At 60.2% G+C, this 25,475-nt stretch carries 27 protein-coding genes; 3 read left to right on the top strand and 24 right to left on the bottom strand.

Annotation, left to right across the window (positions count from 1 at the left end; all coding sequences use genetic code 11):
* Position 1: 1 nt before the first annotated feature.
* From ccmI to ccmA, 9 genes are all read right to left on the bottom strand, one after another.
* Entirely contained in the window at positions 2-1,201 is a 1,200-nt protein-coding gene (ccmI, locus tag IAI51_RS04625; RefSeq protein ID WP_187677407.1) for a c-type cytochrome biogenesis protein CcmI, read from the bottom strand.
* Positions 1,198-1,668, bottom strand: a complete 471-nt coding sequence (locus tag IAI51_RS04620) for a cytochrome c-type biogenesis protein (protein ID WP_095190679.1) — start codon at positions 1,666-1,668, stop codon at positions 1,198-1,200. Before IAI51_RS04620 ends, ccmI begins: the two co-directional genes overlap by 4 nt.
* Complete coding sequence (locus IAI51_RS04615; protein ID WP_187677406.1) at positions 1,665-2,201, bottom strand: DsbE family thiol:disulfide interchange protein; 537 nt, start codon at positions 2,199-2,201, stop codon at positions 1,665-1,667. Before IAI51_RS04615 ends, IAI51_RS04620 begins: the two co-directional genes overlap by 4 nt.
* Entirely contained in the window at positions 2,198-4,186 is a 1,989-nt protein-coding gene (locus IAI51_RS04610; RefSeq protein WP_187677405.1) for a heme lyase CcmF/NrfE family subunit, read from the bottom strand. The genes IAI51_RS04615 and IAI51_RS04610 overlap by 4 nt, the downstream gene beginning before the upstream one ends.
* Before the next feature lie 3 nt (positions 4,187-4,189).
* Positions 4,190-4,645, bottom strand: a complete 456-nt coding sequence (gene ccmE / locus IAI51_RS04605) for a cytochrome c maturation protein CcmE (RefSeq protein WP_187677404.1) — start codon at positions 4,643-4,645, stop codon at positions 4,190-4,192.
* Entirely contained in the window at positions 4,642-4,818 is a 177-nt protein-coding gene (gene ccmD / locus IAI51_RS04600; protein WP_011333085.1) for a heme exporter protein CcmD, read from the bottom strand. Before ccmD ends, ccmE begins: the two co-directional genes overlap by 4 nt.
* The gene (locus IAI51_RS04595) at positions 4,815-5,570 is read right to left on the bottom strand and encodes a heme ABC transporter permease (protein WP_187677403.1); all 756 of its coding nucleotides are present in this window, start codon (positions 5,568-5,570) and stop codon (positions 4,815-4,817) included. The genes ccmD and IAI51_RS04595 overlap by 4 nt, the downstream gene beginning before the upstream one ends.
* Positions 5,571-5,648: 78 nt before the next feature.
* A complete protein-coding gene (gene ccmB, locus IAI51_RS04590) occupies positions 5,649-6,317 on the bottom strand; it encodes a heme exporter protein CcmB (RefSeq protein WP_085710502.1) in 669 nt (222 codons plus the stop codon).
* Complete coding sequence (ccmA, locus tag IAI51_RS04585; protein ID WP_187677402.1) at positions 6,314-6,949, bottom strand: cytochrome c biogenesis heme-transporting ATPase CcmA; 636 nt, start codon at positions 6,947-6,949, stop codon at positions 6,314-6,316. Before ccmA ends, ccmB begins: the two co-directional genes overlap by 4 nt.
* A 198-nt stretch (positions 6,950-7,147) precedes the next feature.
* On the opposite strand from ccmA, the gene IAI51_RS04580 reads away from it, so the two are divergent.
* Both IAI51_RS04580 and IAI51_RS04575 read left to right on the top strand, forming a co-directional pair.
* Positions 7,148-8,722, top strand: coding sequence for a flagellar hook-length control protein FliK (locus IAI51_RS04580; RefSeq protein WP_187677401.1), 1,575 nt, complete (start codon positions 7,148-7,150; stop codon positions 8,720-8,722).
* Positions 8,719-9,048, top strand: coding sequence for an EscU/YscU/HrcU family type III secretion system export apparatus switch protein (locus tag IAI51_RS04575; protein ID WP_187677400.1), 330 nt, complete (start codon positions 8,719-8,721; stop codon positions 9,046-9,048). The genes IAI51_RS04580 and IAI51_RS04575 overlap by 4 nt, the downstream gene beginning before the upstream one ends.
* A 124-nt stretch (positions 9,049-9,172) precedes the next feature.
* On the opposite strand, the gene IAI51_RS04570 is transcribed toward IAI51_RS04575, so the two are convergent.
* The 14 genes from IAI51_RS04570 to flhA all read right to left on the bottom strand — a co-directional run bounded on the left by IAI51_RS04570 (position 9,173) and on the right by flhA (position 23,705).
* Positions 9,173-9,565, bottom strand: coding sequence for a DUF2802 domain-containing protein (locus IAI51_RS04570; RefSeq protein WP_187677399.1), 393 nt, complete (start codon positions 9,563-9,565; stop codon positions 9,173-9,175).
* Positions 9,566-10,051 carry a chemotaxis protein CheW gene (locus IAI51_RS04565; RefSeq protein WP_010456928.1) on the bottom strand — a complete coding sequence of 162 codons (486 nt, stop codon included), beginning with the start codon at positions 10,049-10,051 and terminating at the stop codon, positions 9,566-9,568.
* 90 nt (positions 10,052-10,141) lie between these two features.
* Positions 10,142-11,095, bottom strand: a complete 954-nt coding sequence (locus IAI51_RS04560; RefSeq protein ID WP_187677398.1) for a CheW domain-containing protein — start codon at positions 11,093-11,095, stop codon at positions 10,142-10,144.
* 117 nt (positions 11,096-11,212) lie between these two features.
* Positions 11,213-12,001 (bottom strand): ParA family protein, encoded by a 789-nt coding sequence (locus IAI51_RS04555; RefSeq protein ID WP_187677397.1) that lies wholly within the window; start codon positions 11,999-12,001, stop codon positions 11,213-11,215.
* Between the two features lie 43 nt (positions 12,002-12,044).
* Complete coding sequence (gene motD / locus IAI51_RS04550; RefSeq protein ID WP_187677396.1) at positions 12,045-12,935, bottom strand: flagellar motor protein MotD; 891 nt, start codon at positions 12,933-12,935, stop codon at positions 12,045-12,047.
* Between the two features lie 12 nt (positions 12,936-12,947).
* Complete coding sequence (locus IAI51_RS04545; RefSeq protein WP_187677395.1) at positions 12,948-13,688, bottom strand: flagellar motor protein; 741 nt, start codon at positions 13,686-13,688, stop codon at positions 12,948-12,950.
* Entirely contained in the window at positions 13,688-14,824 is a 1,137-nt protein-coding gene (locus IAI51_RS04540; RefSeq protein ID WP_187677394.1) for a chemotaxis response regulator protein-glutamate methylesterase, read from the bottom strand. The genes IAI51_RS04545 and IAI51_RS04540 overlap by 1 nt, the downstream gene beginning before the upstream one ends.
* 49 nt (positions 14,825-14,873) lie before the next feature.
* Complete coding sequence (locus IAI51_RS04535) at positions 14,874-17,141, bottom strand: chemotaxis protein CheA (protein ID WP_187677393.1); 2,268 nt, start codon at positions 17,139-17,141, stop codon at positions 14,874-14,876.
* A 54-nt stretch (positions 17,142-17,195) separates the two neighbouring features.
* A complete protein-coding gene (locus IAI51_RS04530; RefSeq protein ID WP_027613919.1) occupies positions 17,196-17,984 on the bottom strand; it encodes a protein phosphatase CheZ in 789 nt (262 codons plus the stop codon).
* A 17-nt stretch (positions 17,985-18,001) separates the two neighbouring features.
* Positions 18,002-18,373, bottom strand: a complete 372-nt coding sequence (locus IAI51_RS04525) for a chemotaxis response regulator CheY (RefSeq protein WP_008072643.1) — start codon at positions 18,371-18,373, stop codon at positions 18,002-18,004.
* A gap of 166 nt (positions 18,374-18,539) precedes the next feature.
* On the bottom strand, positions 18,540-19,280 hold the full coding sequence (fliA, locus tag IAI51_RS04520; protein WP_003222919.1) for an RNA polymerase sigma factor FliA: 741 nt from the start codon (positions 19,278-19,280) through the stop codon (positions 18,540-18,542).
* The gene (gene fleN / locus IAI51_RS04515; protein ID WP_003222917.1) at positions 19,277-20,107 is read right to left on the bottom strand and encodes a flagellar synthesis regulator FleN; all 831 of its coding nucleotides are present in this window, start codon (positions 20,105-20,107) and stop codon (positions 19,277-19,279) included. Before fleN ends, fliA begins: the two co-directional genes overlap by 4 nt.
* A gap of 116 nt (positions 20,108-20,223) precedes the next feature.
* Positions 20,224-21,564, bottom strand: coding sequence for a flagellar biosynthesis protein FlhF (gene flhF / locus IAI51_RS04510; RefSeq protein WP_008077677.1), 1,341 nt, complete (start codon positions 21,562-21,564; stop codon positions 20,224-20,226).
* An 11-nt stretch (positions 21,565-21,575) separates the two neighbouring features.
* Positions 21,576-23,705 (bottom strand): flagellar biosynthesis protein FlhA, encoded by a 2,130-nt coding sequence (gene flhA, locus IAI51_RS04505; protein ID WP_187677392.1) that lies wholly within the window; start codon positions 23,703-23,705, stop codon positions 21,576-21,578.
* A gap of 508 nt (positions 23,706-24,213) precedes the next feature.
* Between flhA and IAI51_RS04500 the strand changes: the two genes are divergently transcribed.
* Positions 24,214-24,573: a DUF6124 family protein gene (locus tag IAI51_RS04500; protein WP_187677391.1), complete on the top strand. Its 360-nt coding sequence runs from the start codon at positions 24,214-24,216 to the stop codon at positions 24,571-24,573.
* Positions 24,574-24,735: 162 nt separating this feature from the next.
* On the opposite strand, the gene IAI51_RS04495 is transcribed toward IAI51_RS04500, so the two are convergent.
* Entirely contained in the window at positions 24,736-25,404 is a 669-nt protein-coding gene (locus tag IAI51_RS04495) for a hypothetical protein (RefSeq protein WP_187677390.1), read from the bottom strand.
* Positions 25,405-25,475: the final 71 nt, after the last annotated feature.

The following is a 25,475-nucleotide window of genomic DNA, read 5'->3' as shown; positions in this document are numbered from 1 at the left end:
GTTACTTGTCCGGGCTGTCGATGGTCAATTTTTGCAGCGCGGTGGTGCTGCTGGCCAGAGGGCCGCTGCGACCGACCCACTCCCCTGCGGTCGGCTGACCGGCACGGGAGATGCGCGCAACCAATTGGACTTCAGGAAAGTTCGACAGTTTCAACTGCGGCATCATGGCGTCGGCATCGCCCAGTTCGACGGTCACCGGCAGATCCGCCACGGTCAGGCGCTTGGCTGCCAGCGGTACCGGTGGCCCGGACGTGGCGCGGGCGAAGATGAACACGCTGTCACCCGGTTGCACTTTGCCTTTGAGTTCGCTGGCCAGATCGACGCTGACTTTCAACAAAGCTGCTTTTGGCGCTGTTGCCTGGGCGACCTTGCCGCCGCTGGCTTGCAGGCGTTCTGCGGCTCGCTCGATTCCGCCTTGCAACGCGGCACGGGAATTGTCCTGCGGCGGCAATTGCGCCAGCAGACGGTTCCAGTAATCGATGGCTTCCTGATAACGCTCGCCTTCGAACGCGGCGATGCCGAGCAGGCCGAGGCTGGTGACTTCCTTCGGATCAGCCTTCAGCGCTTCATCGGTCAGGGCCTGGATTTTGTCCGACCACTTTTTGCCATCAGCAAAATACTGCGCCTGCGCCCACTGGCCGAGCAGCTCCGGCTGACGGCCGGCAAGGTTGGCGGCGCGTTCGAACATCTTCGCCGCGTCCGCCGGACGCTCTTGAGCCATGTAGGTGCGACCGAGGAAGTACAGGCCTTCAGCCGAATCCGGTTGCGCAGCAACGGCACGCTCCAGACGCTGGGTCATCTCTTCCATCGACTGCGGTGCCTGGGCGAATTCGCGAGTCAGTTCCACCTTGTCGGCAGCGCCGAAGTGCAGATACAGACCCAGGCCCAAGACCGGCACCAGCACTGCCGCCAGCAGCGGCAACGGTTTGCCCAGCTTCGAGACGCGCGGCGCAGCCACACCTTCGGTATCGGCGAGCAGTTCACGCGCGGCTTCAGCGCGGCCGCTGTCCATTTGCGCGGCATCCAGCACACCTTCGGCCTGTTGCGACTGCAACTCGGCAACGCGTTCCTGATACAGCGCAACGTTGAGAGCAGTACGATCCTCTTCACGCTGGGCGCGGCGTTCACGCAGAACAGGGATCAGCAGAAAACTCAGGGCGACCAGAAGCAACAGCCCTGCGGCAAGCCAGAAATCAATCATTCTTGGTTTTTATCCAACAGTTGGTCGAGGCGCTGACGCTCTTCGATGGACAGCGCTTGCGGGGTCTCGGCGCGCTGGCCGCGACGTCGGCGAACGATCACCGCGATCACCACGAAACCACCGAGCAACAGCCCGGCCGGGCCGAACCACAGCAGTGCAGTCTTGGCGTTGAGTGCGGGTTTGTAGCGGACGAAATCACCGTAGCGGTCGACCATGAAGTCGATGATCTGCTGATTGTCCTTGCCCTCGCCAAGCATGCGGAAAATCTCTTTGCGCAGGTCAGCCGCAATCGGTGCGTTGGAATCGGCGATGTCCTGGTTCTGGCACTTGGGGCAGCGCAGTTCCTTGGTCAATTCGCGGAAACGCTCGCGATCACCTTCTTTGGCGAACTCGTAGGTGTCGATGGCGGCGTGAGCCACACCGACCAGACTCAAACCCAATACCACGGCGGCTAGAAAGCGCTTCATGGCTTGGCCTCATCGACCAGCGCCTGATACTTGGCCGCGAGTTTTTCACGCCAGACCTGCTCGTCAATCACGCCGACGTATTTGTCGCGGATGATGCCCTTGGCGTCGATGAAGAAGGTTTCCGGAGCACCGTACACGCCGAGGTTCAGGCCCAGCGAGCCTTCGTCGTCCCGGATGTCCAACTGATACGGATTGTGGAATTCGGCCAGCCACTTCAAGGCATCGGCGTTGACGTCCTTGTAGTTGATCCCGTAGATCACCACGCCGCGCTCGGCCAGCTTGTTCAGCACCGGATGCTCGACCCGACAGGAAATGCACCAGGTGCCCCAGACGTTGACCAGTGCCGGTTTGCCGAGAATATCGGCTTTGGTCAGGGTTTTATCACCCTGCACGTTTGGCAGCGAAAACTCCGGGAACGGCTTGTTGATCATCGCCGACGGCAGCTCCGCCGGATCGAGGTACAGACCGCGATAAAGGAATACCGCCACCAGCAGGAAAATCGCCAGTGGCACCAGCATCAACCAACGTCTCATGCAGCCGCTCCCGTCATGCCCAGCGCTTCACGCACCTTGGATTTCACCTTGACCCGATAACGCCGATCCAGTGCGGCCAGCAGCCCGCCTGCACCTGTGAGCAAGCCGCCGAACCAGATCCAGCGCACGAACGGTTTGACGTGTACGCGCACGGCCCACGCGCCGTTGTCCAGCGGCTCGCCGAGGGCGACGTAGAGGTCACGGGTGAAACCGGCGTCGATGCCGGCTTCGGTCATCACCGAGTTCTGCACGGTGTACAGACGTTTTTCCGGGTGCAGCACACTGATTTCCTTGCCGTCGCGGATCACCCGAATGGTGCCCTTGTCGGACGTGAAGTTAGGCCCTTCGAAGTGCTTGGCGCCTTCGAATACAAACTGATAACCGGCCAGGTTCATCGACTCGCCCGGCGCCAGACGCAGGTCGCGTTCGGCGCTGTTCTGGCTCGACAACACCACACCCAACGCGCAAACGGCGATGCCGAGGTGGGCGATCTGCATGCCCCAATAACTGCGGGTCAGGGTCGGCAGGCCTTTGATCAGGCCTTTGTGACGAGTCTTGTCGAAGATGTCGCGCACACCGGCCAGCAACACCCACGCAGCAAGCAGGAAAGTGGCGATAACGGCCCAGTTGAAATCACCGTAAGCGACGCCAGCCACCACTGCCAATGCGACGCTGCCGAGCAACACCGGAGTGAGCATGCTGGCCAGCCATTTAACCGGCGTGTCTTTCCAGCGCACGACCACACCCACCGCCATCACCAGCATCAGCAACGCCATCAACGGAATGAACAACGCGTTGAAGTACGGCGGGCCGACCGACAGCTTGGCGCCGCTCAGGGCATCGAGAATCAGCGGGTACAGGGTGCCGAGCAGAATCATCGACGCGGCCACGACCAATACCAGATTGTTGCCCAGCAGCAGGGTTTCCCGCGACCACAGGTTGAAGCCGACCTGACTCTTGACCACAGGCGCGCGCAACGCGAACAACGTCAGCGAGCCACCGACCACGAACAGCAGGAAGATCAGGATGAACACGCCGCGCTCCGGGTCGGAGGCGAACGCGTGTACCGAGGTCAGCACACCGGAACGCACCAGGAACGTACCGAGCAGGCTGAGCGAAAACGCGGCAATCGCCAGCAACACCGTCCAGCTCTTGAACACGCCACGTTTTTCCGTGACCGCCAGCGAGTGAATCAATGCGGTGCCGACCAGCCAAGGCATGAACGAGGCGTTTTCCACCGGGTCCCAGAACCACCAGCCACCCCAGCCGAGTTCGTAATAAGCCCACCACGAGCCGAGGGTAATGCCGATACCGAGGAAGGCCCACGCCACAATCGTCCAAGGCCGCGACCAACGGGCCCACGCCGCATCGAGACGACCGCCCATCAACGCGGCGATGGCGAACGCGAACGCCACCGAAAAGCCGACGTAACCCATGTACAGCATTGGCGGGTGAACGATCAGGCCGATGTCTTGCAACAACGGATTCAAGTCCGCGCCATTGCTGGGCATTTGCGGGAGGATGCGCTTGAACGGGTTGGACGTAAGGATCAGGAACAGCAGGAAACCGGTGCTGATCATGCCCATCACCGCCAGGACGCGGGCGAGCATGACTTGCGGCAACTGCCGGGAAAATACCGACACCGCGAACGTCCAGCCGCCGAGGATCAGCGCCCACAGCAACAGCGAACCTTCGTGGGCTCCCCACACTGCGCTGAATTTGTAAAACCACGGCAGAGCGGTATTGGAGTTGTTCGCCACATAGGCGACGGAGAAGTCATCAGCCATGAACGCGTAGGTCAGGCAGCCGAACGCGAACAGCAAAAACGCAAACTGCCCCCACGCGGCTGGCTGGGCCAGACTCATCCAGAAGCGGTCACCGCGCCAGGCACCGACCAACGGTACCACGGCCTGTACCAGCGCAAAGCACAGCGCCAGAATCATCGCCAAATGGCCGAGCTCGGGAATAAAAAGTGCGGAAGTCATCGATCAACCCTCCTTCGCTTGGGTCGGAGCGGATTGGCCGCTGTCTTTCAACGCCTTGGTCACTTCCGGCGGCATGTACTTCTCGTCGTGCTTGGCCAGCACTTCATCGGCCACCACCACGCCGTCAGCATTGATTTTGCCCAACGCGACGATCCCCTGCCCTTCGCGGAACAGATCCGGGAGGATGCCGCGATAGGTGATGGTCACAGCCTTGTTGAAGTCGGTGACGACGAATTTGACGTCCAGCGAATCCGGGGAACGTTGCAGCGAGCCCTTCTCGACCATGCCGCCGGCACGAATCCGCGTGTCTTGCGGCGCTTCGCCGTTGGCGATCTGGGTCGGGGTGTAAAACAGGTTGATGTTCTGCTGCAGGGCACTCAAGGCCAGGCCAACGGCAGCGCCGACCCCGACCAGAATAGCCAGAATGATGATCAGACGTTTCTTGCGCAGCGGATTCACTTGCCATTCTCCCGGCGCAGACGACGCGCCTCTTGTTGCAGATAGCGCTTGCGGGCCGCGATCGGCGCCGCCACGTTAAGGATCAGCACCGCCAGACAGATGCCGTAGGCCGACCAGACATACAGGCCATGATGGCCCATGGCGAGGAAGTCGCCGAATGAAGCAAAACTCATCGCGCGGCCTCCAGACTGCTCTGCACTTCTTCTTTGACCCAACTGGCGCGGGCTTCGCGCTTGAGCACTTCAAGGCGCATGCGCAGCAACAACACGGCACCGAAGAAACAGTAGAAACCCAACACCGTCAGCAGCAGCGGCAGCCACATTTCGGCGGGCATCGCCGGTTTTTCGGTGAGAGTGAAGGTCGCGCCCTGATGCAGGGTGTTCCACCACTCCACCGAGTATTTGATGATCGGGATGTTGATCACGCCGACGATGGCCAGCACCGCACAAGCCTTGGCGGCGCTGTCGCGGTTGCTGATGGCGTTGCCCAGCGCGATCACGCCGAAATACAGGAACAGCAGAATCAGCATCGAGGTCAGCCGCGCATCCCATACCCACCACGAGCCCCAGGTCGGCTTGCCCCAGATCGCCCCGGTGACCAGCGCCACGGCGGTCATCCACGCGCCGATTGGTGCGGCGCATTGCAGGGCCACGTCGGCCAGCTTCATCTTCCAAACCAGACCCACCACGCCGCACACCGCGAGCATCACGTAAATCGACTGAGCGAGCATCGCGGCAGGTACGTGAATATAGATGATGCGGAAGCTGTTGCCTTGCTGATAGTCCGGCGGCGCAAAGGCCAGGCCCCAGACGACGCCAACGCCAATCAACAGCAACGCAGCGATGCTCAGCCACGGCAAAAACTTGCTACTGATGCCGTAGAACCACTTGGGCGAGCCGAGCTTGTGAAACCAGGTCCAGTTCATACTGTTTCCATCACGGTTGCCGCTCATCAGTGTGAGCGGTCTCAGGGTCTTTGCTGGTTAAATTTTAACCAGACCTCATTATTCGCCGACGCTGATCTTCAGGCCAGCCGCTATTGCAAAGGGTGTCAGGGTGATCGCCAGGGCGGTCAGGCTACCAAGCCACAGCAGATACCCGGTCGCCGGCATGCCTTGCAACGCCGCCTGCAAGGCGCCACTGCCAAGGATCAACACCGGGATGTACAACGGCAAAATCAGCAGCGCCAGCAACAGGCCGCCACGTTTCAAACCGACCGTCAGTGCCGCGCCCACCGCGCCGAGCAAGCTCAGCACCGGTGTCCCCAGCAGCAACGAAAGCAGCAACACCGGCAGACAAGCGGCAGGCAAACCAAGCATCAACGCCAGCAAGGGCGAGAGCAACACCAGTGCCAGTCCGGAAAAAAGCCAGTGTGCCAGCACCTTGGCCAAGACCAGAAGAGGCAGCGGGTGCGGCGAAAGGACCCACTGTTCCAGGGACCCGTCTTCGAAATCACTGCGAAACAGCCCGTCCAGCGAGAGCAGGACCGACAAAAGTGCGGCCACCCAGACTAACCCCGGGGACAGGTTTTGCAAGACTTGAGTTTCCGGGCCGACGGCCAGCGGGAACAAAGCGATGACGATGGCAAAGAAAATCAGCGGATTGGCCAGTTCCGCCGGGCGGCGAAACAGCAGTCGGGACTCACGGGCAACCAGCAGGCCGAACACACTCATACTGCCCAGTTCCCCAGATCGATGTCGCGATAACCGGCCGGCATCCGGCTCAGGGTGTGATGGGTGGTCAGGACGACGAGGCCGCCGCGCTCGCAGTGCCCGGCCAGGTGTTCTTCCAGTTGCGCCACGCCCTGCTTGTCGAGGGCGGTAAACGGCTCATCGAGAATCCACAGCGGCGGGCTGTCCAGATACAACCGCGCCAGCGCCACGCGGCGTTGCTGGCCGGCGGAAAGCGTGTGGCAGGGAACATCTTCGAATCCGCGCAATCCTACGGCTGCCAGTGCCTGCCAGATCGCCTCGCGTTCGGCGGGTTGATGCAGGGCGCAGAGCCAGGACAGATTTTCTTCCGGGGTCAGCAGATCCTTGATCCCGGCGGCATGGCCAATCCACAAGAGGTTACGCGCCAGTTCGCCGGGCTGTTCGGTCAAGGGCTGGCCGTTGAGCAACACCTGGCCGCTGGTCGGTTGCATCAAACCGGACAACAATCGCAAAAGGCTGGTTTTACCGCTGCCGTTGGGACCGCTGATCTGCACCATATCGCCACTGGCCAGTCTCAATTCGAGATTTTCGAAGAGCAGTCGCAGGTCTCGCTCACACGCGAGGGCAACGGTTTGCAGGACAGGACTGGTCAAGGGATCACGGGCCTTATACGGTTCAAGTCGGCTCTGGCGCGGCCGTTAAAGAGATGCAGCATAGATGCATTGACGGCTCGATCTAGAGAGCTGCGTCAACCAATTGCTATGTTTTTTTGAACGAAGCGCAAGACGGGCGGCATTATACATGCCGTGCCTTACTCTCAAGAGTGCAATTTCCTCAGGTTGTGTCCGCGTATGACAGGCGAAATGAACATCCTCCCGCTCCCGCCAACCACCCCGGCGACCGCTCGCCCGCAGGTCGGCGAACTGCTCAAGCTGCTGACGCCAGTCGAAGGCTTGATCGGTGCCGGGCAAAGCGCCAAGGCTGAGGTGTTGTCGCTTAAACAGGCAGATCAGACCTTTCAATTGTTGCTGAAGGTGACACTGGACAGCGGCCGCCAGACCACCGTGCAAGCGACCAGCAATCTACCGCTGGCGCAAGGCACCAGTCTGGCAATCACTCAACCGTCAGCGGGCAATCTGGCGATTACCGTACAACAGGCGATTGCCAGCAGCGTCGCCACCCTCACCCGCATCGATACTGCGCAATTGCCGGTGGGCACGTTGCTGCAAGGCAAAGTCGTGACTTCGCAAGCTTTGCCACAGACGCCGGGGCAAGCGACGGTTTTTCGTTCGATGGTCAGTTTGCTCAACACAGCGTTGAGCGGGAGCACATTGACGATCGACAGCCCGCAGCCGTTGCGCATCGGGACTTTGCTCTCGGCGCTGGTGCAGGATTCGCAAACCCTCAAGTTCGTGCCCTTGAGCAACCGTCAGGAACAATTGGCGGTGAGTCAGCAACTGGTCGGCCAGCAGAGTCGCCAGGCGTCGCTGAACGGTTTGTTGAATGCGCTGCAAAGCCTGCCGCCAGCCACCGATCAGACATCGGCGGATTTGCGCGCCGTGGTCGACAAACTGCTCGCCAGCCTGCCAGACGTGCAGCAGATGAGCACTGCCAAAGGTGTCGCCCTGGCGCTGGCCAACAGCGGCGCCTTCCTCGAAGCCAAACTGCTCACCGGACAAAACCCTTCGCTGGCCCCGGACATGAAAGCCGATCTGCTCAAGCTGATCGCACAACTGACCCCGGGCCTGCCGAGCAGCACCAGTTTCAACGCCATCATCGCCGCCAACACCCTGGCGCAGGCGCTGCCGAGCTTCGTGCGCAACGCGCTCGGCACCCTCGGCCAGGTCAGCGCGAAACCCGTGCCGAGCAGCTTCCCCCTGCCCCACCGCTTGCTGCAAAGCCTGGAAGGCGAAGGCGATCTGGAGCAATTGCTGCGCCTCGCCGCCGCTGCGGTATCGCGCTTGCAAAGCCATCAACTGTCGAGCTTGGAACAGACCGGCGTCACCGATGACGGCCGCCTGCTCAGCACTTGGCAACTGGAAATCCCCATGCGTAACTTGCAGGACATCGTGCCATTGCAGGTCAAGTTCCAGCGCGAAGAAGCGCCGCAGAAAGACCCCCAACCCGACGAGCGCCGCGACGAACGCGAACCGAAGCAACAACTGTGGCGCGTCGATCTGGCGTTCGACATGGAGCCGCTCGGGCCGATGCAGATTCAGGCGCAGTTGATCGCCGGCAGCCTGTCGAGTCAGCTGTGGGCCGAACGACCGTACACCGCCGACCTGATCGAAAACAATCTGGCCGCGCTGCGTCAGCGTCTGCTGGATCGCGGCTTGAATGTCGGCGATCTCGACTGCCACCTCGGCACCCCGCCGCAAGGCAACCAAACCCGCCTCGAACACCGCTGGGTCGACGAAACCGCATGAATGACACTACTGCTCCACGCCAGGCCATCGCCCTCAAGTACGACGGCAACCACGCCCCGACCCTCACCGCCAAGGGCGACGAAGAACTGGCCGAAGAAATCCTGCGGATCGCTCGCGACTGCGAAGTGCCGATCTATGAAAATGCTGAACTGGTGCGGCTGTTGGCGCGGATGGAGTTGGGCGACAGCATTCCCGAGGAGCTGTACCGCACCATCGCCGAGATCATCGCGTTTGCGTGGAATCTGAAGGGCAAATTCCCGGAGGGGCAGGATCCGGATGCGCCGATGATCGAGAAGGACGTCACCGATCGCGGGGATGATTACTGAGGTTTCAAAGGCGCTTTCGCGAGCAGGCTCGCTCCCACATTTGGCCGCGCTCCTACTGGAGGAATGCGATCGAATGTGGGAGCGAGCCTGCTCGCGAATAGCGCTTTGAGCTTGAGCGCAAAAATCAGCTCTTGTGCAACTTGCGCATCAACTCCGCCTCAGCCTGGGTCAACCCGCAGGACTGAGTCAGTTCATCAACGCTCGCGCCCATGCCCACCAGTTTCGCCGCCTGGGCGAACGACAGGCTCGACGGGTCGCGCTGTTCCAGCTGAACAATTTTGTCCGGCAACGGACCGACTACCGCGCGCAGCTCGTGCAGGGCCTCGCCCATGTGCACATTGCCGTTCTGGTAGTCGTCAACGCGCTTGGCCAGGTCCTTGATGCGCTGATCACGCAGCGCATCGCTCTGAGCCTGTTGCGCAGCGATGACCCGCTGCGCCTTGATGTACGCCAGAAACATCGCCAGCGTGCCTGCCCAGAAGAGGAACAGGACAATGACCGCAACCTCGAGAATCAATCAGATGTTCTCCAGATCCGACCATTCTTCTTCGCTCATCATCTTGTCCAGTTCGACCAGGATCAGCAGTTCGTTGTTCTTGTTGCACACGCCTTGAATGAACTTGGCCGACTCTTCGTTACCGACGTTCGGTGCGGTTTCGATTTCCGACTGACGCAGGTAAACCACTTCCGCCACGCTGTCGACCATGATCCCGACCACTTGCTTGTCGGCTTCGATGATGACGATACGGGTGTTGTCGCTGATCTCGGCATTCATCAGGCCGAAGCGCTGACGGGTGTCGATTACCGTGACCACGTTACCGCGCAGGTTGATGATGCCCAGCACGTAGCTTGGCGCGCCCGGCACCGGAGCGATTTCGGTGTAGCGCAGCACTTCCTGAACGCGCATCACGTTGATGCCGTAGGTTTCGTTGTCCAGCTTGAAGGTCACCCATTGCAGGATCGGATCTTCAGAACCTTTTGCATTCGTCGCCTGACTACTCATACCCTGACCCCTCGAAAAAACCGCACTGAGCGGTGTGTGTTCTGTGTGGCGGCATTCAACAATGCCGTCGCCTGATTGTTATGTCGGCTGCTATGTCGGTTTATGTAGCGGCTTGCTGCCGCCCAAGTGCTTTGCCCCACCGCTGGCGATCAACTCGGCCAGTGCGGAAACGTCCAGCAATGCACACATGTGCTCAATCACGGTGCCGGCGAGCCATGGCCGCTGACCCCGGTGACTTCTCCATTTGATTTCATTCGGATCAAGACGCAACGAACGGCTGACCTGATGCACCGCCAGGCCCCACTCGTAACCTTGTACCGAAATCACGTACTGCAAACCCTGACGGAAGTCATCACGATAACGATCCGGCATGACCCAACGCGCGGTGTCCAACACCTTCAGGTTGCCGGCCTGGCTCGGCAGAATCCCGAGGAACCATTCCGGCTGACCGAACAGCGGTGTCAGCTCGTGACCGGCCAGTGAATAGATCGAGCCGAGGCACACCAGCGGCACCGCAAGGGTCAGACCGGCAACGTCGAATAGCAAACATTCGAACGCTTCGGAGGCCCAGGCCGGACGGCCGTCGGTTTCCACCGGCGGCGGCGTGTTGCTCGGCGGCAGATGCACTTCCACCAGTGGCGGCACCAGCGTCTGTTCGACGGGTGCGGGCACGACTGGCGCAGGCTCGACCACTGCCGGTTCCGGTGTGGTCTTCAGCAACTGAGTTTGCAGCAGCGGTGCCAATGTCGAGACCGATGCGCGAACCGGTTCGGCTTCTTCGATCAACGCCACCGGCGCTTTGGCAACTGGCGCCATCGCAGGCGCGGCAACCGGCGTGACAGGTTTGGCGGCTTTCTGTGCATCACGCGCCTGCTCTTCCAGCACGGCAGCCTGGAATTCATCCAGCGCTTCAGCGCTTTCAATCACCTCAGGCTTTGCCGCAATCTGCGCCGGCAATTCGTCGGGAATCTCCTCCAACAAACTGTCCAGATAAGACTGCAACGCCAACTGCGGCTTCGACGTCGATTTCAGCGGCCGATTCATACACAACTCCCTGTAGGAGCTGCGGAACGCTGCGATCTTTTGATCTTTTCAGGAGCACCGCCAAGCCAGATCAAAAGATCGCAGCCTGCGGCAGCTCCTACAGAGGTCAAAATCATTTCAAGCCACCTGCGGAACAAGTTGTTGCGCCAACAGATGTTTGAGCAGCGCACGGTAAGCCAGCACACCACGGCTCTTGCCGTCGAATTGCGAAGGCGTGACACCGGCGCGGCTGGCGTCGCGCAGACGAGTATCGACCGGGATGTAACCCTGCCAGATCTCGTCCGGGAATTTGTCGCGCAACACACGCAAGGTGCCCAGCGATGCCTGAGTACGGCGGTCGAACAACGTCGGCACAATGCTGAAAGGCAGCGCCTGTTTGCGCGAGCGGTTGATCATCGCCAGGGTGTTGACCATGCGCTCCAGGCCTTTGACGGCCAGGTGTTCGGTCTGCACCGGGATCACCAGTTGCTGACTCGCCGCGAGGGCGTTGACCATCAGCACGCCAAGCAACGGCGGGCTGTCGATAACGGCGTAATCGAAGTCCTGCCACAGCTGCGCCAGACTCTTGGCGATCACCAGGCCCAGACCACTCTGCCCCGGCGACTGACGCTCGAGGGTGGCCAGCGCGGTGCTGGACGGCAACAGGGAAATGCGTTCATCACTGGTCGACAGCAACAGTTGCCCCGGGAGGCCTTGCGGCACGGTGCCCTTGTGCAGAAACAGGTCGTAGTTGCTGTGTTCCAGGCTGTCGGGGTCGTAACCGAAATAGCTGGTCATCGAGCCGTGCGGGTCGAGATCGACCACAACCACGCGCTTGCCCGCCTCTGCCAGCAAACCGGCTAAAGCGATGGAAGATGTGGTTTTACCAACACCACCCTTTTGATTGGCGACTGCCCAGACTCTCATTCGTTTCTTTCCTCCCGGCCGAGATGCTCGACCGAGACATGGCTCAGCGTATTAATGCGGGCGACGGAGAATTGACGGCACTCTCGCGTCCCGGCGTCTTGACCGGGGTCGGTGCAGTTTGTGTGCCAGCGCGCTTCAGTGCGGCATCCGGTTGCGCGTTGGCGGTTCCGGTGCCTGTGAGGCTGCGGCGTACATCGAGATTGCGCGACACCACCAACACCACACGACGGTTTTTCCCGCGACCTTCGGCGGTGGCATTGTTGGCCACTGGCTGGAACTCACCGTAACCCACCGAAGCCAGACGGCCGGGATTCACACCCTGCATCGCCAGCATGCGCACGATGCTTGCCGAGCGCGCCGAGGACAGCTCCCAGTTGGTCGGGTACTGCGCGGTGCGGATCGGTTGATCGTCGGTAAAACCTTCGACGTGGATCGGGTTGTCGAACGGCTTGAGGATCGCCGCAACCTTGTCGATGATGTTGAACGCAATGTCGCTCGGCATGGCATCGCCGCTGCCGAACAACAGGCTGGAGTTGAGTTCGATCTCGACCCACAACTCGTTGCCGCGCACGGTCATCTGGTTGGAGCTGATCAGGTCGCCGAACGCCGCGCTGATATCGTCGGCAATGCTTTTCAGCGGATCGCTGGCACCGGCGATACCGGCGTCGATCTGCTCGGCGTCCTTGACCAGCGGCTTGGCCGGGGTCACGGTCTTCGGTCGTTCGTCGCCAATCGGGATCGGTTTGAGCGCGCGGTCGGAATCCTTGAAGACCCCGACCAGCGCTTCGGAAATTTCCTTGTACTTGCCTTCGTTGATCGACGAAATCGAGTACATCACCACGAAGAACGCGAACAGCAAGGTAATGAAGTCCGCGTAGGAAACGAGCCAGCGCTCGTGGTTGACGTGTTCTTCCTGATGTCTGCGACGAGCCATGAGGTTATTCCCTTAGTCCATGAAGCCTTGCAGCTTCAACTCGATGGAGCGTGGGTTTTCACCTTCGGCGATCGACAGAATGCCTTCCAACAACATTTCGCGATAACGCGACTGCCGCAACGCGATTGACTTCAACTTGGCCGCCACCGGTAGCAGGATCAGGTTGGCACTGGCCACGCCGTAAATGGTCGCGACGAATGCCACGGCGATGCCGCTACCCAGTTGCGTCGGGTCGGCAAGGTTGCCCATCACGTGGATCAGGCCCATCACCGCGCCGATGATGCCGATGGTCGGCGCGTAGCCGCCCATGCTTTCAAAGACCTTGGCCGCTTCGATGTCGCGGGCTTCCTGGGTGTAGAAATCCACTTCAAGGATGCTGCGGATCGCTTCCGGCTCGGCGCCGTCGACCAGCAGTTGCAGACCTTTGCGCGAGTAGCTGTCGGGTTCGGCATCGGCCACCCCTTCCAGACCCAGCAGGCCTTCCTTGCGTGCGGTGAGACTCCAGTTGACCACGCGGTCGATGCCGCCGGCCAGATCCACACGCGGCGGAAAGAAGATCCAGGCGAGGATCTGCATGGCGCGTTTGAACGCGCTCATCGGTGATTGCAACAGCGCAGCACCGATGGTGCCGCCCACTACGATCAGCGCCGCCGGGCCGTTGGCCAGCGCACCGAGGTGACCACCTTCAAGGTAGTTGCCGCCGATGATGGCGACGAACGCCATGATGATGCCGATAAGGCTTAGAACATCCATCAGATACAGGCCTCGACGATGTGCTTGCCGATATCGTCCAGACCGTACACCGCATCAGCGAGGTCGGCTTTGACGATGGCCATCGGCATGCCATAGATCACGCAGCTTGCCTCATCTTGCGCCCACACCGAGCTACCGCCCTGCTTGAGCAGACGCGCGCCTTCGCGGCCGTCGGCGCCCATGCCGGTCAGTACGACCGCCAGAACTTTGTCACCGTAGGATTTCGCGGCGGAACCGAAAGTAATGTCCACGCACGGCTTGTAGTTCAGACGCTCATCGCCCGGGAGGATTTTCACCGCACCACGGCCGTCGATCATCATCTGCTTGCCACCCGGAGCCAGCAGCGCCAGGCCCGGACGCAGGATGTCGCCATCCTCGGCTTCCTTGACGCTGATGCGGCAGAGCTTGTCCAGACGCTCGGCGAAAGCCTTGGTGAACGCCGCTGGCATGTGCTGGATCAGCACGATCGGTGCCGGGAAGTTCGCCGGCAACTGAGTCAATACTCGTTGCAGGGCAACCGGGCCGCCAGTCGACGTGCCGATGGCAACCAGTTTGTAGGCCTTGCGTTTCGGTGCCGGCGACGAAGCGCTGGCAGCCGATGCGCGAGCAGGAACAGGCGCGGGTGCCGGACGTGCCGGAGCAGCAGTGCTGTGGCTGCTGTAACTCGACGCAGCCGGAGCTGCCGCAGGTGCAGGCGCTGCGGTCGGGGCTGGCGCGCTGTAAGCGCTGAAACGACGGTTACTGCGCGAGATGCTGTGAACCTTCTCGCACAGTAGTTGCTTGACCTTCTCCGGGTTACGGGAGATGTCTTCGAAATTCTTCGGCAGGAAATCCACCGCGCCGGCGTCCAGCGCATCCAGGGTTACCCGGGCGCCTTCGTGGGTCAGCGAGGAGAACATCAACACCGGGGTCGGGCAGCGCTGCATGATGTGCCGCACTGCCGTGATGCCGTCCATCATTGGCATCTCGTAGTCCATGGTGATCACGTCCGGCTTGAGGGCCATGGCCTGATCGATCGCCTCTTTACCGTTGGTTGCCGTGCCGACAACCTGGATGCTCGGATCCGCTGAAAGAATTTCCGAGACGCGGCGGCGGAAAAAACCCGAATCGTCCACCACCAGGACTTTGACTGCCATAAACACTCCATTAGGTGCAGCGGGGCGTCGTCGCCCCGCCGCCCCGGATTCAAATACGCCGTGCGGCGTAACGCTTGAGCATGCTTGGAACATCGAGAATCAGTGCAATGCGGCCGTCACCGGTGATGGTGGCGCCGGACATGCCCGGAGTCCCTTGCAGCATTTTGCCCAATGGCTTGATGACCACTTCTTCCTGGCCAACCAGTTGATCGACGACGAAGCCGATCCGCTGCGTGCCCACCGAAAGGATCACCACATGGCCCTCGCGCTGCTCTTCGTGAGCGGCGGAGCTGACCAGCCAGCGCTTGAGGTAGAACAATGGCAATGCCTTGTCCCGCACGATCACCACTTCCTGACCGTCCACGACGTTGGTGGTCGACAGATCGAGGTGGAAGATTTCGTTGACGTTGACCAGCGGGAACGCGAACGCCTGATTGCCGAGCATCACCATCAGGGTTGGCATGATCGCCAAGGTCAGCGGCACCTTGATGACGATCTTCGAGCCCTGGCCCTTGGTCGAGTAGATGTTGATCGAACCATTGAGCTGGGAAATCTTGGTCTTCACCACGTCCATGCCGACACCGCGGCCGGACACGTCGGAGATCTCGGTCTTGGTCGAGAAGCCCGGAGCGAAAATCAGGTTGTAGCACTCGGTGTCGCTCAGGCGATCGGCCGCGTCCTTGTCCATCACGCCGCGTTTTACCGCGATCGCACGCAGGACGTTCGGGTCCATGCCTTTGCCGTCATCGGAGATCGACAGCAGGATGTGGTCGCCTTCCTGCTCGGCTGCCAGTACCACGCGACCACCACGGGCCTTGCCCGATGCTTCACGTTCTTCCGGCGACTCGATACCGTGGTCGACGGCGTTGCGCACCAAGTGGACCAGCGGGTCGGCCAGAGCCTCGACAAGGTTTTTGTCGAGGTCGGTTTCTTCGCCGACCAGTTCCAGGTTGATCTCTTTCTTGAGCTGACGCGCGAGGTCGCGAACCAGACGCGGGAAGCGCCCGAAGACTTTCTTGATCGGCTGCATCCGCGTCTTCATCACCGCGGTCTGCAAGTCAGCCGTGACCACGTCGAGGTTCGACACGGCCTTTTGCATGGCTTCGTCGCCGCTGTTCAGACCCAGGCGCACCAGACGGTTACGCACCAGCACCAACTCGCCGACCATGTTCATGATTTCGTCGAGACGTGCAGTGTCGACCCGCACGGTGGTCTCGGCTTCGCTCGCCGGTTTTTCCGGTGGCGGTGCAGCCGGAGCACGGGCCGGAGCCGGTGCAGCAGCGGCCGCAGGTTTTGGCGCTTCAGCTTTTGGCTCAGGCTTGGCGGCAGGTTTCGGCGCAGCAGCGACCGGTGCCTTCGCGGCAGGCGTGGCGACTGTCGAAGCGGAGCCTGCAGCAGCGGCGCCAACTTCAGTGAACTTGCCTTTGCCGTGCAATTCGTCGAGCAGCGATTCGAACTCGTGATCGCTGATCAGATCACTGCCGGCAGCGGCAGCCACCGGAGCGGCAGGCGCAGCAGGTGCCGAAGCAATTGCCGACTCCAGCGCTTCAACGGCGAAGTTGCCTTTGCCGTGCAACTGATCGAGCAGTGCTTCGAATTCGTCGTCGGTGATGTCCGAACTGTCGCCCGCCGCAGGTGCCGCAGGTTTGGCCGCTGCTGGCGTGACCGCGTCGGCTGCAAACTGACCTTTGCCGTGCAGTTGATCGAGCAACGACTCGAACTCGGCATCGGTGATTTCATCGCTGGCTGCCGCATCGGCAGTTTGCGCAGGTGCAGCAGCGGCCGGGGCCTCGGCTTCGGCCTTGACGGCGTTCAGCGAGTCCAGCAGCTGTTCAAATTCGTTATCGGTGATGTCACCAGAATCGCCCTCGACGACCAGTTCCTCGATCATCTCGGCCACTGGCGAAGCCGGGGCTTCATCCGCCGTTTGCGGCTCGGCCAGACGTGCCAGTGCAGCCAGCAGTTGCGGAGTCGCAGCGGTGATCGGGGCACGTTCACGGACTTCGCTGAACATGCTGTTCACCGCGTCCAGTGCTTCGAGGACAACGTCCATCAGTTCTGCATCAACGCGACGCTCACCCTTGCGCAGGATGTCGAACACGTTTTCGGCGATGTGACAGCACTCCACCAGCTCGTTGAGCTGAAGGAAGCCGGCGCCCCCTTTTACAGTGTGAAAACCGCGAAAAATTGCGTTGAGCAGATCTGCGTCATCCGGACGGCTTTCCAGCTCGACCAGTTGTTCGGACAGTTGCTCAAGAATCTCGCCGGCCTCAACCAGGAAATCCTGAAGGATCTCTTCATCGGCGCCGAAGCTCATTAATGGGGTGCTCCTACAGGTCTAAAAACCCAAAAAACCTAAAATTCAAAAACTCTAGAATCCAAGGCTGGATAACAAATCGTCCACATCGTCCTGACCGGACACAACGTCTTCTCGTTTATCGGCATGAATCTGCGGACCTTCACCCTGCGAGAGATGTTTTTGTGGATCTTTTTCTGCAAGCATCGCCGCACGGTCATGTTCGATGCCCGCAAAGCGGTCCACCTGACTGGCCATGAGGACGAGTTTGAGCAAATTGCTTTCGACTTCGGTGACCAGTTGGGTCACACGCTTGATCACTTGACCGGTAAGGTCCTGATAATCCTGAGCCAGCAGGATGTCGTTCAGATTGCTCGACACCGCACGGTTGTCCGTGCTGCTGCGCGACAGAAAACCGTCGACCCGGCGCGCCAGTTCGCGGAACTCTTCAGCCCCGACTTCACGACGCATGAAACGCCCCCAATCGGTACTCAAGGCCTGGGCTTCTTCAGCCAGACCATTGACCACCGGCGTGGCGCTTTCCACCAGATCCATGGTGCGGTTGGCCGCGGCTTCTGTCAGCTTGACCACATAGCCCAGGCGTTCGGTGGCGTCGGTGATTTGCGACACTTCCTCGGCCTGCGGCATGTGCGGATCGATCTGGAAGTTGACGATCGCACTGTGCAGTTCGCGTGTGAGCTTGCCCACTTCCTGATACAGGCCGCGGTCACGGGTCTGATTGAGCTCATGGATCAGTTGCACAGCGTCGCCGAACCTGCCTTTTTCAAGGCTCTCGACCAGTTCGACCGCGTGTTTTTTCAGGGTCGATTCGAAATCGCCCTGTGAAGATTCGTTATGCTCCATAGCTCCCCCGCGCGTCATCAGCCGATGCGTTCGAAAATCTTCTCGATTTTGTCTTTCAACGCCTGAGCCGTGAAAGGTTTGACCACGTAGCCATTCACACCGGCCTGAGCGGCCTCGATGATTTGCTCGCGCTTGGCTTCAGCGGTCACCATCAGCACTGGCAGGTGCTTGAGTTTTTCATCGGCACGCACGTGACGCAGCAGGTCGATACCGGTCATGCCCGGCATGTTCCAGTCCGTTACCAGAAAGTCGATGCTGCCGCTGTTGAGTACCGGAATGGCGGTAATGCCATCGTCGGCCTCTACGGTGTTGGTGAACCCAAGATCCCGCAGCAGGTTCTTGATGATCCGCCGCATCGTTGAGAAGTCATCAACGATGAGGATTTTCATGTCTTTGTTCAATTCGACCTCCAAGCAGTCTTAAACGCGCCCAGCACCTGGACGCGCCACTTCAATCAATCGGCGCAGCACTCGAAGACTGTCTGGAGCACAACAGAGCAAGACCGGTGCCGTTTATCACCGCACCAGCCTCGTTCGCAGTGTCCCCACACTGCCTTCAGCGCGCTCGCCACTCCCCCAAACGCCCCCGCAAACGGGCCGCGCACTGGCTGTGTAACTGGCTGACCCGCGATTCACTGACGCCAAGGACTTCACCGATCTCCTTGAGGTTCAGCTCTTCGTCGTAGTACAGCGCCAACACCAGTCGCTCACGCTCCGGCAAATTGGCAATCGCGTCCGCCAGCGCTGCCTGGAAGCGTTCATCTTCCAGATCGCGTGACGGCTCAAGATGAGCACTGGCGCCATCCTCGTGCAGCCCTTCGTGTTCGCCGTCCTGCAACAGGTCGTCGAAACTGAACAAGCGGCTGCCCAGGGTGTCATTCAAAATCCCGTAGTAATCGTCGAGACTCAATTGGAGTTCGGCCGCAACCTCGTGATCTTTAGCATCACGGCCGGTTTTAGCTTCAATTGCGCGAATCGCGTCACTGACCATACGGGTGTTGCGGTGAACCGAGCGTGGCGCCCAGTCCCCTTTGCGCACTTCGTCGAGCATCGCGCCGCGGATTCGAATGCCCGCGTACGTTTCGAAACTGGCGCCTTTGCTGGCGTCATATTTGGTCGAGACTTCGAGCAGACCGATCATCCCGGCCTGGATCAGATCCTCGACCTGCACACTCGCCGGCAATCGCGCCAGCAGGTGATAGGCAATGCGTTTTACCAGTGGCGCGTAACGCTCGATCAACTCGTACTGCGCGTCACGTGCCGACTTCTTGTAGTAATTCATACCGCTGGCGGTCATAGCACAGGCCCTGCCGTTTGCTGCACGAGGCGTTCGACGAAAAACTCAAGGTGGCCGCGCGGGTTGGCAGGCAGCGGCCAGGTGTCGACCTTCTGAGCGATCGCCTTGAACGCCAGCGCGCACTTGGAACGCGGGAAGGCTTCATAGACCGCACGCTGCTTCTGCACCGCCTTGCGCACGCTTTCGTCGTAAGGCACGGCGCCGACGTATTGTAGGGCCACGTCAAGAAAGCGATCCGTGACCTTGGTCAACTTGGCGAACAGGTTGCGACCTTCTTGCGGGCTCTGGGCCATGTTGGCCAGGACGCGGAAGCGGTTCATGCCGTAATCGCGATTGAGCAACTTGATCAGGGCGTAAGCGTCAGTGATCGAGGTCGGCTCGTCGCAGACCACCAGCAACACTTCTTGCGCGGCGCGAACAAAACTGACTACCGAGTCACCAATACCCGCAGCGGTGTCGATCACCAAAACGTCGAGATTGTCGCCGATGTCACTGAAGGCCTGAATCAGACCGGCATGTTGCGCCGGGCTGAGGTGAACCATGCTCTGGGTGCCGGACGCAGCGGGCACGATGCGGATCCCGCCCGGGCCTTGCAACAAAACGTCGCGCAGCTCGCAGCGGCCTTCGATCACGTCGGCCAGCGTGCGTTTGGGCGTCAGGCCCAGCAGAACGTCGACGTTCGCCAGCCCCAGATCGGCGTCCAGCAGCATGACCCGACGGCCAAGCTCTGCCAGCGCCAGAGACAAGTTCACTGACACGTTAGTCTTGCCGACGCCACCTTTGCCGCCGGTCACCGCGATCACCTGTACGGGATGCATGCTGCCCATGTTATTTCTTTACCTTGTCTTGCATAGACGGAGGCCACATTACTGGCTGCGCGTTCACAACCGGAACAATGCGTGGCAGACCATCGATGTAGGTACAAAAACTGTTCATGAATACCTCAGCCTACCTGCTTGGTCGGGCTGTGATAGATATCAGCGAACATGTCAGCCATGGCTTCTTCGCTGGGTTCTTCCTGCATTTGCACGCTGACGGCGCGGCTGACCAGTTGATGACGGCGTGGCAGATGCAAATCATCCGGAATCCGTGGGCCATCGGTCAGGTACGCGACCGGCAATTCATGACTGATCGCCAGGCTCAACACTTCGCCAAGGCTGGCCGTTTCATCCAGTTTAGTCAGGATGCACCCGGCGAGCCCACAACGCTTGTAACTGTGATAAGCGGCGGTTAGAACCTGTTTCTGGCTGGTGGTTGCCAAGACCAGATAATTTTTTGAACGAATGCCACGACCGGCCAGGCTTTCGAGCTGCATGCGCAGTGCCGGATCGCTGGCTTGCAGGCCGGCGGTATCGATCAGCACCACGCGTTTGCGCAGCAGCGGATCCAGCGCCTGGACCAGCGACTGGCCCGGATCGACGTGGGTTACCGGCACGTTGAGAATCCGGCCCAGGGTCTTCAGTTGTTCCTGAGCGCCGATGCGGAAACTGTCCATGCTCACCAGCGCGACGTTCTGCGCGCCGTATTTGAGCACATAGCGCGCAGCAAGCTTGGCCAGCGTGGTGGTCTTGCCCATGCCGGCAGGGCCGACCATCGCAATCACACCGCCCTCTTCCAGCGGCTCGACTTCCGGTACGGCAATCATCCGCGCCAGGTGCGCCAGCAACATGCGCCAGGCCTGACGAGGTTCTTCGATATCAGTGATCATCGCCAGCAAGTCGCGCGACAACGGGCCGGACAGACCGATCCGTTGCAGACGGCGATACAGGTTGGCTTGCGCCGGACGGCTGCCTTGCAGCTGATTCCAGGCCAGGGTGCCGAGCTGGACTTCCATCAGCTCGCGCAGGCTGTTCAATTCAAAACGCATCGAATCCAGTGCACGCGGATCAACACCGCCAGACGATTGCGCAGGTGCCGGGGCTGGACGCGCTGGCGCAGCGTAAGTCGGCTCGCTCAACGGTTCGGCGGCAGTCAGCGGCAGGCCAGCGGTCAACGGCAGCCCGGCAAAGATCTGGCGATTGCTATTGCCGTCGGCTTCGCCACGCAGGCTCAGTTCGGCTTGTGCAGTGACGATGCGCGACTGGGTCTTGCGCAGTTCATCCTCGAGCTCCATGTTCGGAACCCGTGGCGCCAGCGCCGACAGTTTGTAATCCAGCGCCGCCGTCAGCTCGACGCCGCCGGCAATGCGGCGGTTGCCAATGATGGCGGCATCAGCGCCCAGCTCATCACGAACCAGCTTCATGGCCTGACGCATATCGGCGGCGAAAAAACGCTTAACTTGCATAAACCACTACCTCAGCCGTTGGGCCCTACTGTCGCAACGATCGTCACTTGCTTGTTGTCCGGGATTTCCTGGTAGGCCAGCACATGCAGCCCCGGAACTGCGAGGCGACCGAAGCGCGAAAGCATCGCGCGAATCGGGCCTGCTACCAACAGGATCACCGGCTGACCTTGCATTTCCTGACGCTGCGCCGCTTCGATGAGCGACCGTTGCAGCTTCTCGGCCATGCTTGGCTCCAGCAGAACGCCCTCTTCCGAGCCTTGTCCTGCCTTCTGCAGACTATTGAGCAATATTTGTTCCAACCTTGGTTCCAATGTGATCACAGGCAGCTCGGACTCAGTGCCTACAATGCTTTGGACGATGGCGCGCGATACGCCGACCCGCACGGCGGCCACCAGCGCGGCGGTATCTTGACTCTTCGCGGCGTTGTTAGCGATAGCTTCGGCAATGCTGCGGATATCGCGTACCGGCACGTGTTCGGCCAGCAGCGCCTGCAACACTTTGAGCAGTTGCGACAGCGAGACCACACCCGGCACCAGCTCTTCGGCCAGTTTCGGCGAGCTTTTGGCCAGCAATTGCATGAGTTGCTGCACTTCCTCGTGGCCGATCAGCTCACTGGAATGCTTGTACAAAATCTGGTTCAAGTGGGTCGCGACCACGGTGCTCGCATCAACCACGGTGTAACCGAGGGATTGCGCCTGCGCCCGTTGGCTGATTTCGATCCACACCGCTTCCAGACCGAAAGCCGGATCTTTGGCGTTGATGCCGTTGAGCGTGCCGTAGACCTGGCCCGGGTTGATCGCCAGTTCGCGATCCGGGTAGATCTCGGCTTCAGCAAGGATCACGCCCATCAGGGTCAGGCGATAGGCGCTCGGCGCCAGATCGAGGTTGTCACGAATGTGCACAGTGGGCATCAGGAAGCCCAGATCCTGCGAGAGCTTCTTGCGCACGCCCTTGATCCGCGCCAGCAATTGTCCGCCCTGATTGCGGTCCACCAGCGGAATCAGGCGATAACCGACTTCCAGGCCGATCATGTCGATCGGGGTCACGTCGTCCCAGCCAAGCTCCTTGGTTTCCATGGCGCGGGCCGGCGACGGCAGCAGTTCCTGCTGACGCTTGACCTCTTGCAGCGCCTGCACCTTGACGACGTTTTGCTTCTTCCAGAACAGATACGCGCCACCGGCGGCCAGTGCAGCCATGCTCAGGAACGAGAAGTGCGGCATGCCCGGCACCAGGCCCATGACCGCCATCAAACCAGCAGCCACCGCCAGCGCTTTCGGCGAGGCGAACATCTGACGGTTGATCTGTTTGCCCATGTCTTCCGAGCCGGAAGCTCGGGTCACCATGATCGCCGCGGCTGTTGATAACAACAGTGATGGCAATTGCGCCACCAAACCGTCACCAATGGTCAGCAAGGCGTAAACCTTGCCGGCGTCGGCGAAGGTCATGTTGTGCTGGAAGATACCGACAGCCATGCCGCCGATGAGGTTGATGAACAGAATCAGCAAACCGGCGATGGCGTCACCGCGAACGAATTTGCTGGCACCGTCCATCGAACCGTAGAACTCGGCCTCTTGGGCGACTTCCTGACGGCGCGACTTGGCTTGGTTCTGGTCGATCAGACCGGCGTTGAGGTCGGCGTCGATGGCCATTTGTTTGCCAGGCATCGCATCGAGGGTGAAACGCGCGCTCACCTCGGAAATACGCCCGGCACCCTTGGTCACCACGACGAAGTTGATGATCATCAGGATCGCGAAGACCACGATACCGACCACGTAGTTACCGCCGATCACCACTTCACCGAAGGCCTGGATCACCTTACCGGCGGCGGCGTGGCCGTCCTGCCCGTGGAGCATCACCACCCGCGTCGACGCCACGTTCAACGCCAGCCTCAGCAATGTCGCGACCAGCAGAATGGTCGGGAACACCGCAAAATCCAGCGGCCGCAGCGCGTAGACGCAGACCAGCAGGACGACGATAGACAGAGCAATGTTGAAGGTAAAAAACACGTCCAGCAGGAACGGCGGGATCGGCAACATCATCATTGCCAACATGACCAGCAGCAACAACGGCACGCCCAGATTGCCTCGACTGAGGTCGGCAACATTAGTGCGAGCAGTGTTGAATAACTGAGAGCGATCCACCGGTTTTCCCCGTTCCTTTAAAGCAAACTTTTGACGCCCAGAGCGGGCTCACGGCGGCTATTGCAAGAAGCCTTCCAACTTTTGCGCGGGCAAAAAAAGATCGCACCGAATGCGATCCCTGTAGGAGCTGCCGAAGGCTGCGATCTTTTGCTTTTAAACACCAATGTTTAAAAGACACGCCAAGACACGTAATCAGGCTACACATCCTTGCGCCATTGCCTACAGCTACGCCAGAATCCGCCGGCTTGTGCGCTTTGTGCCGGGTCTCTATCGTGGTCCGGTCGCTGACGAATCAGCGATCGGGTTTAGCGACTCGGATCTATGTAGGCGCACCAGCGCTCCAAACTCCATTGCAGGCACTCTTCCTGCAATTGATGTCATGGCGGCTGTGCGCGGGAGACCTTCGGGTCTGCCGGGCGCCTACACCCGGTTCGCTAACCTGCGTCCAGCCGCCACCTTTTCCTGTTTAGCGACGGGTTTTGGTGGCCTCACCTGTAGGAGCTTCACCATGATCAAACCAACACCCAACCCGCCCGAAATCGACCCCACCTCGCCGTACGAATCCCTCGATTCGAAAAAGCTCCACGAAGCCGCCGACCGCGCGCTCGATCACTATCTCTGCCCGCCCGGCTCCACGCCGCCGCCACGTAAAACCCGTGCGATGTACGCCGTCACCGCGGACTTCAAAAACGAGGAACTACTGGCCAACGCTTGCGAAACACTCGCCTCAGCAAGAACCATCGCCAATGACTTCGCCCATCTCATACCCGCCTCGCAACGCCGGACGCTGCTGGGCATTGCGCAACTGATCATGCTCGGGGAACTGGCGGTGAATCGGGTGCTGGATAATCTGGAGTTGCCGAACTAGCCCGCTGACACAGACCTGAAGATCGTTCCCACGCTCTGCGTGGGAACGATCAATTCTCGCGGGTTGCAAGATCAACAGATCGCAGCCTTCGGCAGCTCATACAGGGGTTCATCTCAGCTGTAGGAGTTGCCGCAGACTGCGATCTGTTGCTTCAAGCGCTTGTTACTGCGCCGTCAGAATCTGGCTGGGAGCAATATTACCGAAGCTGAGTTGCCGGCTATTGATGTATCGCGTCCCCCTGAACATTTGCAGACCTTCAGCCTCAACCAGATCCTCATGTGCGTACATGAGCACGACCTTGGTTATTGGCGCCGTCACCCCCGGCGCCTCAGCATGGCCTTCCAGCAGATTGAGAGCCCATTGAAAACGAATGATCGGCAAATCCTCGATTTCAATCTGACGTGAACCAACCAGCACCCGGAAATCCTGGTGCGCGGTGATTCGCAGTGTGCGCCCGATAATGGCAAAAGCTGGCTTGCCATAGCGCACTTCCAGATCATTACTGGTGGCCCAATCATCCATGTAGTTGTCTGGCGAGGTGAACAGTTTGAACAACGCCTCGTTATCGCGAATATTGCCCGCCGAGGAAAACAGGTAGTTGTAGGAGTAGTGATAAGCCAGGCCGTCCAGCTCAGGCCTAATCGCGTTGACCGGACTATCCAGGTAACCCGGACTATAAACATTGGCCATTTGCACGAAGTGGGTGAAGTCCAGATCCATATCGAAGGACACCGTGTAACGAATGGCCCGCTCCTCGGGACGCTGTTCGAGCCGCCCTGACACATATTTCAGTGTCATTCCTTCAAGCTTTTTGTAGATTCGCTGTGTCATGAGTGCACCCTCTGCGCTGTGGGATTATTCCCAAACACATGGGAGCGCTACCGGAGGTCGGCGTCTACTGT

This window comes from Pseudomonas sp. N40(2020), from assembly GCF_014472415.1.
Taxonomy (GTDB): domain Bacteria; phylum Pseudomonadota; class Gammaproteobacteria; order Pseudomonadales; family Pseudomonadaceae; genus Aquipseudomonas.
This window is presented reverse-complemented; position numbering and strand designations above follow the sequence as displayed.